The organism is Leifsonella bigeumensis, assembly GCF_039537265.1.
GTDB lineage: Bacteria > Actinomycetota > Actinomycetes > Actinomycetales > Microbacteriaceae > Terrimesophilobacter > Terrimesophilobacter bigeumensis.
On the sequence record NZ_BAABAE010000001.1, the window covers coordinates 543,042 to 556,008 of the forward strand.

General features: G+C 65.4%; 12 protein-coding genes. 7 read left to right on the top strand and 5 right to left on the bottom strand.

Going from position 1 to position 12,967, the window contains the following annotated elements; translation table 11 throughout:
- Positions 1 to 18 precede the first annotated feature (18 nt).
- A complete protein-coding gene (locus ABD678_RS02915) occupies positions 19 to 942 on the bottom strand; it encodes a helix-turn-helix transcriptional regulator (protein ID WP_344753483.1) in 924 nt (307 codons plus the stop codon).
- Positions 943 to 1,038: 96 nt separating this feature from the next.
- On the opposite strand from ABD678_RS02915, the gene ABD678_RS02920 reads away from it, so the two are divergent.
- Positions 1,039 to 1,941, top strand: a complete 903-nt coding sequence (locus tag ABD678_RS02920; RefSeq protein WP_344753485.1) for a phytanoyl-CoA dioxygenase family protein — start codon at positions 1,039 to 1,041, stop codon at positions 1,939 to 1,941.
- A 78-nt stretch (positions 1,942 to 2,019) separates the two neighbouring features.
- On the opposite strand, the gene ABD678_RS02925 is transcribed toward ABD678_RS02920, so the two are convergent.
- The 4 genes from ABD678_RS02925 to ABD678_RS02940 form a co-directional block, all read right to left on the bottom strand.
- Positions 2,020 to 3,045 (bottom strand): hydroxyacid dehydrogenase, encoded by a 1,026-nt coding sequence (locus ABD678_RS02925; protein ID WP_344753487.1) that lies wholly within the window; start codon positions 3,043 to 3,045, stop codon positions 2,020 to 2,022.
- 34 nt (positions 3,046 to 3,079) lie between these two features.
- Positions 3,080 to 3,952 (bottom strand): carbohydrate ABC transporter permease, encoded by an 873-nt coding sequence (locus tag ABD678_RS02930; RefSeq protein WP_344753489.1) that lies wholly within the window; start codon positions 3,950 to 3,952, stop codon positions 3,080 to 3,082.
- On the bottom strand, positions 3,953 to 4,783 hold the full coding sequence (locus ABD678_RS02935; RefSeq protein WP_344753491.1) for a carbohydrate ABC transporter permease: 831 nt from the start codon (positions 4,781 to 4,783) through the stop codon (positions 3,953 to 3,955).
- A 248-nt stretch (positions 4,784 to 5,031) separates the two neighbouring features.
- Positions 5,032 to 6,276 carry an ABC transporter substrate-binding protein gene (locus ABD678_RS02940; RefSeq protein ID WP_344753493.1) on the bottom strand — a complete coding sequence of 415 codons (1,245 nt, stop codon included), beginning with the start codon at positions 6,274 to 6,276 and terminating at the stop codon, positions 5,032 to 5,034.
- 273 nt (positions 6,277 to 6,549) lie between these two features.
- On the opposite strand from ABD678_RS02940, the gene ABD678_RS02945 reads away from it, so the two are divergent.
- The 6 genes from ABD678_RS02945 to ABD678_RS02970 all read left to right on the top strand — a co-directional run bounded on the left by ABD678_RS02945 (position 6,550) and on the right by ABD678_RS02970 (position 12,896).
- Positions 6,550 to 7,293 (top strand): sugar phosphate isomerase/epimerase family protein, encoded by a 744-nt coding sequence (locus ABD678_RS02945; RefSeq protein ID WP_344753495.1) that lies wholly within the window; start codon positions 6,550 to 6,552, stop codon positions 7,291 to 7,293.
- Positions 7,290 to 8,393, top strand: coding sequence for a Gfo/Idh/MocA family protein (locus ABD678_RS02950; protein ID WP_344753497.1), 1,104 nt, complete (start codon positions 7,290 to 7,292; stop codon positions 8,391 to 8,393). Before ABD678_RS02945 ends, ABD678_RS02950 begins: the two co-directional genes overlap by 4 nt.
- 19 nt (positions 8,394 to 8,412) lie before the next feature.
- Positions 8,413 to 9,498 (top strand): Gfo/Idh/MocA family protein, encoded by a 1,086-nt coding sequence (locus ABD678_RS02955; RefSeq protein WP_425561933.1) that lies wholly within the window; start codon positions 8,413 to 8,415, stop codon positions 9,496 to 9,498.
- An 18-nt stretch (positions 9,499 to 9,516) separates the two neighbouring features.
- Positions 9,517 to 10,533 (top strand): sugar phosphate isomerase/epimerase family protein, encoded by a 1,017-nt coding sequence (locus ABD678_RS02960; RefSeq protein WP_344753501.1) that lies wholly within the window; start codon positions 9,517 to 9,519, stop codon positions 10,531 to 10,533.
- A 75-nt stretch (positions 10,534 to 10,608) separates the two neighbouring features.
- On the top strand, positions 10,609 to 11,565 hold the full coding sequence (locus tag ABD678_RS02965) for a dihydrodipicolinate synthase family protein (protein ID WP_344753503.1): 957 nt from the start codon (positions 10,609 to 10,611) through the stop codon (positions 11,563 to 11,565).
- 95 nt (positions 11,566 to 11,660) lie between these two features.
- Positions 11,661 to 12,896 (top strand): helix-turn-helix domain-containing protein, encoded by a 1,236-nt coding sequence (locus ABD678_RS02970; protein WP_344753505.1) that lies wholly within the window; start codon positions 11,661 to 11,663, stop codon positions 12,894 to 12,896.
- Positions 12,897 to 12,967: the final 71 nt, after the last annotated feature.

Consider the following 12,967-nt stretch of genomic DNA (forward strand, 5'->3'; position numbering starts at 1 on the left):
TGCTCAGTGCCGTGGGATTCAGTGCCGCGGGGACTCCGGAGCGAGCCGTTCGCGGTCGAACAACGCGCCCCACAGCGGCAGGAGGCCCGCCTCCTCGAGGGGTTGCAGCGGATCGCTGCGACCGTGCCTGCGGAACCGTCCTGGAGAGGTCCCGTAGATGAGGGAGAACCGTCGGGAGAAGTGGTACGGGTTGCTGAAGCCCGACAACGCCGCGACCTCGGTGAGGGACAGGTTGCTGCGCTGTAGTGCGATGGCGGCACGCGTGAGGCGGATGATCTCGAGGCCGCCCGCCGGGCCGCAGTGGAACTCCTGGTGGAACAGTCGGGAGAGGTGGCCGGGAGACATCCGCGTGGCGTGGGCGAGCTCCGAGGTGGAGACGATCCGGATGCCGTCGGTCTCCCAGATGGAGCGGATGACGTCGATGACGAGCACCAGTCGCGCAGGGATGAGCGATCTCGCCGCCGGTGGCAGTGGCCCGCGTACGAAGATGTCGAGGAGCAGCGTGACGATCTCCTCGCTGCGGAGGCGGGCCTCCCGGCTGTCATCGTTCGCGAGGTTCAGAAGATAGGAGCACAGTCCCGCCAGGGGTTCGTTGCCGGTCATCGTCTGTATGAGCGGCCAGTCGCTCTCCGGGCCGAGGAGGCCTCGCGACTCGACCTCGAAGTGCACGAAGGCGTGGGACGATGCCCGCCGGCTGTCCCACCGGTAGGAGTCTGTGGTGCCCGCCCTGGCCAGCGCCAGCATGCCGGGCCGCAGGTCGTGCTCATGCCGAGTCGGCCCCCCGCCCGCCGCAGCCCGTTCCTCGACGCGCCACTGGGCTGAGCCGCTGAGCAGCCAGACGAACTCGTAGTCGTGGAGCACGCGCGGCCCATAGGTCTCCGCGGGCAGATAGTCCGCCACCCGAACGGGCTGCGGTCGGATACGCAGCGGGGACCATGTCACGATCAGATATTCTATGGCACTGATCTGGCATTGAGAAGCCCGAGATCGGGGGAGAACATGGATCAATCAATACTTGTTATGGATAAAGGAGTCACAATGAACACCCAGACCATGGAGCGAGCCTCCCGGTCGGTCGTCCTTCACGACGACGTCACGGACGCCCTGATCGAGCAGATCCGCGTCGACGGCTACGGGATCCTCCGCAATGCGTTGAGCCCCGAGGAGGTCGCCGAGGTCAATGAGGAGGCGCTCCGCCTGTGTCGGGGCGACCTCGGGGAGATCTCGTACCAGCCCGAGGTCGCCACGGTCGAGTCCGACGAGGACGTCCTGCGGCGATTCCTCTGCATCCATTACCCGCACAAGGTGTCCGACGTCGCTCTCCGCGCGCTCAAGAATCCGCGGATCGTCAGCGCGCTGACTGGCGCGATCGGCCCCGATGTGAAGGCCATGCAGTCGATGCTGTTCATCAAGTCGGAGGGGAAGCCGGGTCAGGCCTGGCATCAGGACGAGCACTTCATCCCGACGCGGGATCGTTCGCTCACCGCGGTCTGGATCGCACTCGACGATGCCACGGTGGAGAACGGATGCCTCTGGGTCATCCCCGGCTCGCACCGGCGAGGGGTGCTCTACCCGGACCGCGAGCAGGACGACGCGCGGTTCGACTGCACGCGGGAGGCCTTCGACTTCCCGTACACCGACGCGGATGCCGTCCCCGTCGAGATCCCCGCGGGCGCCGCGGTGATCTTCAACGGTTACCTCCTGCACCGCTCGTTGGAGAACTCCGGCAAGCACGGATATCGTCGCGCGCTCGCCAATCACTATATGAGCGCGACCTCGCTGCTCCCGTGGAGGGAGATGCCCGCGGGCGAGTACGTGGGGGAGTTCGACTTCCGCGACATCGTCATGGTCGCCGGTGAGGACCCATACGCCTACAAGGGCATCGACGACGTCTCCAGGCCGATGTCCCGTCCCGACAAGGACGGCGGCTGCGACCGCTAGACGATCGTCGAGTGCGCGGTGCCCGCAAGGGTGCCGCACACTTGCGTTCTCGACTCCAGGATGACCGCGGCTCCCGAGTCAGGCCATTCGGTTCAGGTCCTTCGGGCCCACGGTGTGCTTGAGAGGCTTGCCGCCGAAGAACGCCTCGATCTCATCGACGACGATTCCGCCCTGACGCAGGTGTCCTTCGAACGTGCCGGCGGCGCGGTGCGGCGTGAGCAGCACATTCGGGAGTAGGCGCAGCGGGCTGTCGGTCGGCAGCGGTTCGTCGTCGAACACGTCGATAGCCGCGTCGATCCGACCGCTCTGAAGCTCGGCCAGCAGTGCGGCGGGGTCGACGAGCCATGACCGCGCGGTGTTGACCAGGCCTGCCCCGTCCTGCATCAGCGCGAACTGCTCGGCCGAGAGCATTCGATAGGTCCCGGGGAGGGATGGCGCGTGCAGGGCGACGATGCGCGAATGGCTGAGTAGCGCGTCCAGGCCGACGAGTTCGGTGTCCAGGGCGTGCGCATCGTCAGCGTCCAGGGTCGGATCGTAGATGAGGGTGCGCGCACCCAGCGACTGGACGAGCCGCAGGTATGCCCGTCCGGTGCGAGACGCCCCCACGATGCCGATGGTCGCACCATCGATCTCGTGTTGCGGGGGAGCTTGCTCGGCAAGCGCCCAGTCGGCGCGGTCGTGCATGGCGTGGTCGAAACGCGGTAGCTGGTGAAGCAGGGCCAGGGTGAACGCCAGCGAGACCTCCGCGACGGGTCGGGCCATCGCGTCACCGGCCTGCGTGACCAGGATTCCTCGCCTGAAAAGCTCATCGGTGACAAAGGACTTGACGCTGGCGCCCGTGTGCGCCACGAGTTTCAGCGCGGGGAAGCGATCGAGGGTGACCGCATCCAGTGGTGGGGTCCCCCAGTCGGTGATCAGAACCTCCACGGCAGAGAGGTCGATATCGGGGCCGACGGCGGGGAGGCTGCCACGGAAAAGGAGGCCGGATGGGCGGGATCCCCCGGAGGCTTTCGCGAGTCGATCGAGCGTTGGCTGATCGAAGAAGCGAGGTTGGAGCTTCTCGGCGACGAGAGCGAGCACCCGGGGTGCGGTCAGTTCGGCCATTCGTCCCTCGGCTTCTCTACGAAGACCTCGGCACTCATCCTTTGATCCCCGTGCTCGTGACGCCCTCCTCGACGTAGCGCTGCGCCATGAGATAGGCGAGGAAGATCGGGACGAGCGCGATGACCGATCCGGCGAGAACGCTGCTCAGCGTCACGTTCTTCTGCTGGAGGGAGGAGATGCCCACCGTGAGCGTCCACAGGTCGGAGCTTTGCGTGACGATGAGTGGCCAGAGGAAGTCGTTCCAATGCCACAGGAAGACGAAGAGTCCGAGTGTCGCGAGAACCGGCTTGCACAGCGGAAGCACGATCGTGAAGAACACGCGGAGATCACCTGCTCCGTCGAGTTTCGCCGCCTCGAACAACTCGTCGGGGAGCCCGCCGATGAACTGCCGCATGAGGAATACCGCCTGGGCATTCGCCAGGGTGGGGAGGATGAGTCCCCAGTAGGTATCCACGCCGCCCATTCTGGCCAGCACGATAAAAGTGGGAATCAGCGTGACCTGGAACGGCACCATGATCATGGCGAGGAAGGACCAGAAGATGACATCCCTGCCGGGGAACCGCTTCTTCGCGAATGCGTAGCCCGCCAGGGAGGCCAGGAACAGTACTGCCACCACGCTGACCAGGCTGTACAAAAGCGTGTTGCCGAGCCAGACCAGGATGTTCTGGCCCGCGAGGATCCTTTCGTACGCCGCAGTCGAAAGATCCCAGGGGATCAGGCTCGCCGGAAAGTCGAGCGCGCGCTCTGGCTTCAGGCTCAACATCACCAACGCGTAGAACGGGAAGAAGCACAGCGCGGCCAGGATGCTGAGCCCCGCCCAGCGGAGGACATTTCCTCTTCGCGTCGGCTCCAGTGCGCGATAGGAGCGTCGCCTCGAAGGTGAAAGCTCTACGGTTGCCTGCGTCATCTATCTCTCCCGAAAAAATCTTCGTTGAATGAGTGCGACCGTGATCGTCATGACGAAGATCGTCACTCCGATCGCCGCAGCGTAGCCGAAGTTGAAATACTTGAAGCCTTGTTCGTAGAGCATGTAGACGAGAGAGTAGCTTCCTCGCGAAGGCCCACCCTGAGTCATCACGAAAATCAGGTCGAAGATCTGAAAGGCCGTGGTCGTTTCGATCACGACGAGAAAGAACAGGGTCGGCTTAAGGTGAGGCAGCACGATGTAGCCGAAGCGCTGCCACGCGTTCGCGCCGTCGACGAGTGCTGCCTCCTCCAGCTCTCGGGGCACGTCCTGCAGGGCGGCGAGCACGATCAGCATCCCGAAGCCGAAGCGCGCCCAGACGAGGACGATGACCAGGGCCGGGATGACGAGCACCTGTGAGCTGAGCCATGAATCGGTGAGCCCGAAGGGAGCCAGAAGAGTCGACAGCGGGCCATTCGACGAGAAGATCCAGATGAAGATCGAGCTCACCAGAACCAGCGACGTGATGACCGGCAGGAAGAAGACTGACCGGAAGAACCGTGAGCCGCGGAATCCTCTGCGCACGGTGAGGGCGGTGAAGACCGACAGCGCGATGGACAACGGCACGCAGACGGCGAAGATCACCGTGATGCGCAGAGACTGCCAGAAGACCGGATCGGCGAACATCCGCTGGAAGTTGGCGAGGCCCTTCCAGGCGAGAGTGCCGGAGATGTCGTAGTCGAAGAGGCTGAGCCCGACACCGGCGATGGCGGGTCCGAAGCGGAAGACCAGGAACAGGAGGAAAGCGGGGAGGACGAAAAGAAAGCCGATCATGGCTTCGCGACGTCGAACGATCCGCCTCGCGACCATCGAGAGTGGGCGGGTGCGGATTCCGCGGGATTCCGGTTGGTTCGGTTCTGTCACCCGCGCCGTCGGGCGCTGCACCAACTCTTCAAATACTTTCAATAGTTGTCCTCTGGAGAGTCTGACAGGGCAGGGTGCGTACCCTGCCCTGTCAGACATTACGCTCAGGAACTCGAGACGATCACGCTCGGCTCCCAGGCATCGTGGTCATGTTCCTCTTAGTTGAAGAACTGGGCGGCCGCCGATGCGGCGTCGTCCAAGGCCTGTTCGGCCGTCTTGGTGCCGAGCAGCGCCGCCTGGATCTCGGGAGCGAGTACCCCCATGACCTCGCGCGAGTGCGGGTTCAGCTCGCCGACGGTCACCGTCGACAGCGTCGCCTCGACGGCGGTCTGCAAGGCGTCGTCGGGGTAGAGACCGCCGCCCTCCTTCAGGGGAGAGAAGTAGCCCGCCGCGACATCGTACTTCGCGAGGTTCTCGGCGTCGGAGGCGAAGGATGCGAACTCTGCGGCTGCCTCCTTGGCGTCCGAGCCCTTGAGCAGCGAAAGCGACCCCACGGTTCCATACGCGACGCTCTCCTTGTTGGTCAGCGGCGGACCCACGTGGATGTTGTCCTCACCCCAGAACGGCTTCAGGTCGTTGGGGCTGTTCTGGGTCGTGCAGGCAACCTTGTTGCTCGCGCTGGGGCTCTGTTCGAAGGCAGGTGTCGTGGAGATCATGTCCTTCGGGATGTAACCGTTCTTGGCGAGATCCACGAGGAACTGGAGAGCCTCTACGCCGGCGTCGCTGTTGAACGCCACCCCGGTGCCGTCTTCGTTGAAGACCGATCCGCCCGCTTGCCACAGCCACGGGTAGAACTGGTTGTTCAGGGAAACCTCGGGAGCGCCGAAGTACTCGGTCGCGTAGATCCCGTGCTCCTTGAATGTGGGGGCAAGATCCATCAGTTCTTCCCACGTCTCGGGGTATTCCGTGACACCCGCCGCTTTGAACGCTGCCTTGTTGCACAGCAGCGGATACGCCGAGGTCAGCACCGGCACGCCCATCATGTTGCCGTTGATGGTCACCGCATCCGCGACGTTGTCGAGGAAGCTGCTGCGCTTCTCGTCGGAGAGATACGGACCGATCGGCTCGATGGAGTCGGCGTAGACCGACAGCTGGTCGGGGACGAGATAGACGAGATCGGGGCCTTTGCCGCCGGCAATGGCCGTCGTCAGGGCCTGGTCGCGATTGGCCCAGGGGAACACCTCGTACTCGACGGTGATGTTCTTGTGTTCGGCCTCGAAGGCGTCGATGACGCCGTCCCAGTAGGCCTTATGGGTCGGCTCGTCGAAGATGACGGGATAGACCCACATCGTCACCGTCTTCGGTGAGTCGTCGGCTGGTTCGGGTGCTGCGGTGCATCCGACCAGAGCGACCGCGGCGGTCAGCGCCGTTGCGGTTGCTAATGCGAGTTTGTGATGACGCATGTTGCTCCTTTTAACTCTGGGGCCAGCCGGCTCTGGGCCGATCGGCCGTGCGGGTGTCTCTCGGTATTCAACAAATCATGAATTTCGGCCTAGACCGTAGTCCTCTCGTAGGATATGATCAACGAACGGGCGATGTCAATAGCGCTCCCGCGCAGGTGGCTCTGCCTTCGCCTGCTGCTGAAAATGCCTTAAGTCCTGCCGTCGAATCCCGGCCAGAGTGACTCCCCTCGGGATCTCTGCCAGCGCGCCGGCTTGGCTCGATCGAGGAGAACCGTGAGCACATCCACACTGTCCGTTCAGCTCTATACCGTGAGAGAGCAACTCGCCGATGACCTCCCCGGCACGCTCGAGCGCCTCGCAGAGGTCGGCTTCCGCCAGGTCGAGCCGTATGCATTCACGGCTTTCGGCCCCGCCCTCGGCGCGGCCCTGCGCGCGGCAGACCTCACCGCGCCGACGGCCCATGCCAGCTTTCTCGGCCAGGATTCCGATCCGATCTTCGCCGCCGCATCCGACCTGGGCATCGGCACCGTCATCGACCCCGTCGTCCCCGCGGAGCGCTGGAGGACCGCGGAGGATGTCGCCGACATCGCACACGAGCTCAACTCGGCCGCCGAGATAGCGGCTCGTCACGGGGTGAAGGTCGGCTACCACAATCATGCACATGAGCTCGAGAACCTCATCGGGGGTACGACTGCGCTGGAGCTATTGGCCTCGCAACTGTCGGAGGAGGTCATCCTCGAGCTCGACACCTACTGGGCAGTCGTCGGTGGACAGGATCCGATCGAACTGCTCGGCCGGCTCGGCAGCCGGGTGCAGGCCATCCATGTGAAGGATGGACCGGGCACGGCCGAGACCAAGGACCAGGTCGCCGTGGGTCGAGGTTCGCTGCCCATCCGCGAGATCATCGCCGCCGCACCACACGCGCTCCGCGTCATCGAGCTCGACGAGTCGCGTGGCGACCTCTTCATCGCGGTGTCCGACAGCTACCGTTTCCTGACCGAGACGGACCGAGCATGACCGGGACCGGGCGCGTCGGTGTCGGGGTCATCGGCGCGGGGGTCATCAGCAGCCAGTATCTCGAGAACATGACGGCCTTCCCCGACCTCGAGGTGCTCTTCGTCGCCGATCTCGATCTGGATCGCGCCAGGGGGCAGGCGGAGAAATATGGGGTTCCGGCTGTTGGCGGTGTAGACGAGCTTCTCGCGCAGCCCGGGATCGAGATCGTCGTGAATCTCACGATGCCCTCCGAGCACGTCGCCATCGCCCGGCGCGCTCTGCATGCCGGGAAGAACGTGTGGACGGAGAAGCCCTTCGCCCTCGATCGAGAGAGCGGTCGCGAACTGCTCGAGGAGGCTGACCGGCTCGGCCTGCGGGTGGCGTGTGCACCGGACACATTTCTCGGAGCGGGAATACAGACGGCGCTTCGCACCATCTCGGACGGTGCGATCGGTCGGGCCCTCACGGGCCTGGCACTCATGCAGTCGCCCGGTCCCGAGTCGTGGCACCCCAGTCCCGAGTATCTGTTCCAGGCCGGGGGCGGGCCGCTCTTCGACATGGGTCCGTACTATCTCACGGCCCTCGTGCAGACCTTCGGTCCGGCCAGGAAGGTGACTGCAGCGGCATCCACCTCCCGGGAACGTCGCGTGATCGGCTCCGGCCCGCGTCAGGGAGTCGAATTCCCCGTAGCCGTGCCGACACATCATGGTGCGCTCATCGAGTTCGGTGGTGGCGCCTCCGCTCAAGTCGTCTTCAGCTTCCAGTCGCACCGGGTACGGAATGGATTCGTCGAGATCTCCGGCGAGGACGGGACCATCGTCTTTCCCGACCCCAACACCTTCGAAGGCGACTGCCTCCTGTTCGGTGAGATCGGCGACGAGCGAGTCGTCCCCGCCGTCGGGTCCAGAGCAACGCGGGGGACGGGCGTCCTGGAGCTTGCCCAGGCGATTCGGGCCGGCCGGCCCGAACGTGCGCCCGGGGAACAGGCGTTCCACGTGCTCGACATCATGGTCGCAATCGCAGAGTCCGCGCAGAAGGGTGAGTCGGTGGGCATCGAGAGCTCCTTCGAGAGAACGCCCGGCGTTCCCGCCGAGTGGGACCCGGCCAGGGCGACCCTCTAGGACGGCGGTGGTGGACCCAGTGGCTCTTCGCGTCGGTTTCCTCGGGGGAGGATTCATGGGGGAGGTGCACAGTCGTGCCGTGAGAGCCGCTCGTGCGACCCTTGCTGGAATCGTCGCATCCAGCGCGGCCAGCTCCGAACGTGCCGCGGCCGCCCTCGGCTTCGAGAGGGCATACCCCTCGGCAGAGTCGCTGCTGGCGGACGACGGGATCGACGTCGTGCACATCGTCACGCCGAACAGTTCGCACCTTCGATTCGCACTGGCCGCGATCGCGGCTGGAAAGCATGTCGTCTGCGAGAAGCCGCTGGCGACATCGGGCGTCGAGGCGCAACGACTCGTGGAAGCAGCGAACGGCGCGGGGGTGACCGCAACCGTTCCCTTCGTCTACCGGTTCCACCCGATGGTCCGCGAGGCGCGGGCGCGGGTCGCCGCGGGCGAGATCGGCCGACTGCTCACCATCCACGGCTCATATCTGCAGGATTGGCTCCTGGCCGAAGCGGATGATAATTGGCGTATCGACGCATCCTTGGGCGGACCTTCACGGGCTTTCGCCGACATCGGCTCCCACCTCTGCGACCTGACCGAGTTTGTCACCGGCGACCGGATCGTCCGGGTCCAGGCGACCAAGCGCACCGTCTTCCGAGATCGCGCGGAAAGCCGGAACATCACAACGGAAGACCTCATGGCGGTGCTGGTCGAGACAAGCGGCGGGGCCGTCGGCACCCTCTTGGTCTCACAGGTCGCGCCGGGACGCAAGAACCGGCTGCAGTTGGAGATCTCCGGGGCGGCCGAGACCATCGCCTTCGATCAGGAGGACCCGGAGACCCTCTGGCTGGGACGTCGGAAGGCTTCCCAGCTTTTGCGGCGGAACGAGGCCGAGTTGAGCGACGACGCGGCACGGATGTCCGTGCTGCCGTCTGGACATCCGCTCGGATACCAGGACGCCTTCAACGCCTTCGTCCGCGACAGCTATGCGGCGATCGCGGGGGAGGCGCCGGAAGGTCTTCCCCGGTTCGAGGACGGTCGAAGGGCTGCGCTGATCACCGATGCCGTGCTCGAATCAGCGGCGACCGAAACCTGGGTTCCCGTGGCCGAGATGCGATGACGACGATTGGATACGACGATGATGGAATCACGACGGCCCGTTACGCTCTTCACCGGGCAGTGGGCTGATCTCACTCTCGAAGAGGTCGCGAGGTATGCGAGCCAGTGGGGATACGACGGCCTCGAGATCGCCTGTTCCGGCGAGCACCTCGATGTGTGGCGTGCGGCGGAGGATGACGCCTATCTCCAGGGCCGGATCGACATTCTGGACAAATATGGCCTCAAGGTCTGGGCGATCTCCAACCACCTCAAGGGTCAGGCGGTCTGCGATGATCCGATCGACTTCCGTCACCAGGCCATCGTGGGATCGAGGGTGTGGGGCGACGGTGAGGCGGAGGGTGTTCGGCGGCGCGCAGCGGAGGAGTTGAAGCTCACTGCCAGAGTTGCCAGGAGGCTGGGTGTCGACACGGTGGTCGGGTTCACCGGGTCGAGCATCTGGCAGTATGTCGCGATGTTCCCGCCGGTCCCGGCGGAGACCATCGATGCCGGTTACCAGGATTTCGCGGACCGCTGGAACCCGATCCTCGACGTCTTCGACGGCGAAGGGGTGCGGTTCGCCCATGAAGTGCATCCGAGTGAGATCGCCTACGACTACTGGTCGAGTGTCCGCTCCCTCGAGGCGGTCGACCATCGCGAGGCGTTCGGCTTCAACTGGGATCCGAGCCACATGATGTGGCAGGGCATCGACACGGTCGGCTTCATCGTCGACTTCGCCGATCGCATCTACCACGTCGACTGCAAGGACACCCGGATGCGGCCGCAGACAGGCCGGGCCGGCATCCTCGGCTCACACCTGCCGTGGGGCGATCCGCGCCGGGGCTGGGACTTCGTCTCCACCGGCCACGGCGATGTGCCGTGGGAAGACGCCTTCCGCGCGTTGAACGCCATCGGCTATTCCGGGCCGATCTCGATCGAGTGGGAGGATGCCGGCATGGACCGGCTGCACGGGGCGAAGGAGGCGGTCGCATACATCCGTTCGCTGCTCTGGGAGCCGCCGACCGGCGCCTTCGACGCGGCGTTCAGCAACCAGGACTGACAAGGTGGGCATGCTGGCGCTCTGTGCCGGGATGCCCGCCCCGCCTCAAGGACTCCCGCGCGTAATAATGGTCTGATGTACCCGGTAGTCCGTGAAGCCGCCCACGCGCTCCGCGGCCGCGTGATCGCGGCTGTGGCGACTCCGATGACGATGGAGCGCGAGATCGACTCCGCGGTCAACCGCGAATATTTCCGGGGAGTCCTCGACTCCGGCGTCGACGGTCTCGCCGTGGCGCTGCACACCGGACGCGGACCGATGCTCGGCCTGCCGGAGCGAGTGGGGCTCGTGAGAGACGCCTGCGCGCTGACGTCGACGGTCGTGACCGGCGTCTCGGCGGCGGCCGGTATCGGCAGTGCAACGGAATGGTCCTCTCAGGCCGCTCTGGCCGGCGCCACCTCGCTGGTGGTTCTTGCCGACCGCACCCGCTCGCCGGCCTGGACGCTCGAGCTCTATGACTCCCTGTGGGAAGCAAGCGGATTGCCGTTGATCGTCTTCGACCTCTACACCGCGCCCTACCCGCTGGACGACCTGCGGCGGCTGCTGGATCATCCGGCGGTCGCAGGCCTCAAGCCGGCCCGGCTCTACGACGCGATCGCATGCCAGAACGGAATCGCCGCTGCCCTTGAGCGTGGCCGGTGCGTGCTCAGCGGGGAGGACCGGATGCTCGGGCCGTCTCTCATGTGGGGCGCTCAGGGGGCGCTCGTAGGGATCGCCGCGGCGAGCGCTGCTGTGACCACGGCCGTCGTCTCCGCACATCGCTCGGAAGACGCCGAGAGCTTCCTGCGGGCGTCGGCCATCGTCGACGAGCTTGCCGCCGTCACGTTCCGCGAGCCCTGGGACGGTTATGTCCAGCGGATGCTGTGGATCGCGGCTTCGGAGGGCCTGGTGCCGTCGCGGTTCGCAGTGGATCTCTTCCGTCCGCCTGACCTCCTGGACTCGGAGCGCGTCGAGGTCGTCGAGGTTGCCGCGCGCGCGCGCGAGGCCGTCCGTGAACTCGACCGGGTGCCCGAGAAGGATTCGTCCGGTCCGTGACCTCTGCCTGGTCGTACCGGGTGGGAGAATAGGCCCCGACCGAATCATCCGGATGTGTCATGCTGTTCAGACCAGGGCAGAAGGGAGCGGCGCACGTGGACATAGTGGTCGGGGTCGTCGGACCGCACGACCTCGTCGCGGATGTCGCCACCATCTGCGAACAGCAGCCGAGTGTGCGCGTCGAGCGCTTCGCCTACGCGCACGAGTCCGAGGCGCCGGCGATCGTCGAGGCCAACACCAGGCTGGTCGATGCGTGGTTGTTCACGGGAGTGATCCCATACACGCTTGCCGCCGAACAGCTCCAGCGACCCGCCGGCTACGTGGACTACACCGGGGCCACGCTGCTCAACGCGCTCGTGCGGTTGCTCAGGGAGGGCCATGACATCACCCGGCTTTCCATCGACACCCTCGCGGCGGCGGAGGTGAACGCCGTGTTCACCGAAGCCGATATCCCCACCGACAATCTGAGTGCGCTGGCCTTTCGCCCGGGCGTCACCTCAGAGAAGCTCGTCAGGTTCCATCGGAAGAACGCGGCGGCGGGCTCCGTCGCGATCACCTGCGTCTCATCCGTCTACAGCGAGCTGCGCGAGGACATCACTATCCTGCGGTTGGTGCCGTCCTGGCATTCGATCCAGACCTCCATCCGTCAGTTGCTGCTCGTCACGACCAATCAGGTGCAGGAGGAGTCTCAAGTCGTGCTCGGGATCGTGGAAGCCGCCCCCGGGTCACCCGAGCTGGACGGCGATGTTGCCGCTGAGGCGGCCGCGTTGGCCGGAACCGCGGCGAGATATGGTGACGCCCAGCGACTGATCGTGACGACCCGCGGCCAGCTCTCGGCTGCGACGGACCAGTTGACCTCCGCCCCATTACTGAGGAGGCTCGCCGCCGGACGTTCGGAGGCGAGGATCGGTTTCGGTCTCGGCCGAACCGTCGCGGAATCCGAGGTGCTCGCCCGCAGGGCCATCGCTCGGGCACGGACCCACGGGCCGGTGTCCGCCGTCGCTTCATTCCGCCACGACATCGACATCCTGCTGGAGGCAGGCCCGGAGCCGACTTCGGTGCAGAGCGCCAGGCAACAGCCCAGCATCGGGGTGATCGCAGCCCGCGTCGGGCTCTCGGTGCAGACGGTGCAGCGCCTCCGCGATTTCGTGGCGAGCGCGGACGAGCAGGGGCTGACGACACGTGACATCGCTGCGGAACTCGGCGTTCAACAGCGAACTGCGCGACGAATCCTTCAGAGACTGGAGCTTGCCGGGTTCGCAGAGCGAACCGGACACCTTTCTCTGGTCAGCGCTGGACGCCCCCTGACGCTCTATCGGCTGCGGGTCTAGTTGTACTGACCCGGATCGTTGTTGACGTAGGAGAGACCTCCGTAGTCGAGTTGGAGCTGTCTAGTTCCCCT

Bases quoted from the DNA above. Each gene is read 5' to 3' on its own strand.
- ABD678_RS02920 (WP_344753485.1), top strand. From the start codon at position 1,039: ATGAACACCCAGACCATGGAGCGAGCCTCCCGGTCGGTCGTCCTTCAC.
- ABD678_RS02925 (WP_344753487.1), bottom strand. From the start codon at position 3,045: ATGGCCGAACTGACCGCACCCCGGGTGCTCGCTCTCGTCGCCGAGAAG.
- ABD678_RS02930 (WP_344753489.1), bottom strand. From the start codon at position 3,952: ATGACGCAGGCAACCGTAGAGCTTTCACCTTCGAGGCGACGCTCCTAT.
- ABD678_RS02935 (WP_344753491.1), bottom strand. From the start codon at position 4,783: ATGATCGGCTTTCTTTTCGTCCTCCCCGCTTTCCTCCTGTTCCTGGTC.
- ABD678_RS02940 (WP_344753493.1), bottom strand. From the start codon at position 6,276: ATGCGTCATCACAAACTCGCATTAGCAACCGCAACGGCGCTGACCGCC.
- ABD678_RS02950 (WP_344753497.1), top strand. From the start codon at position 7,290: ATGACCGGGACCGGGCGCGTCGGTGTCGGGGTCATCGGCGCGGGGGTC.
- ABD678_RS02960 (WP_344753501.1), top strand. From the start codon at position 9,517: ATGATGGAATCACGACGGCCCGTTACGCTCTTCACCGGGCAGTGGGCT.
- ABD678_RS02965 (WP_344753503.1), top strand. From the start codon at position 10,609: ATGTACCCGGTAGTCCGTGAAGCCGCCCACGCGCTCCGCGGCCGCGTG.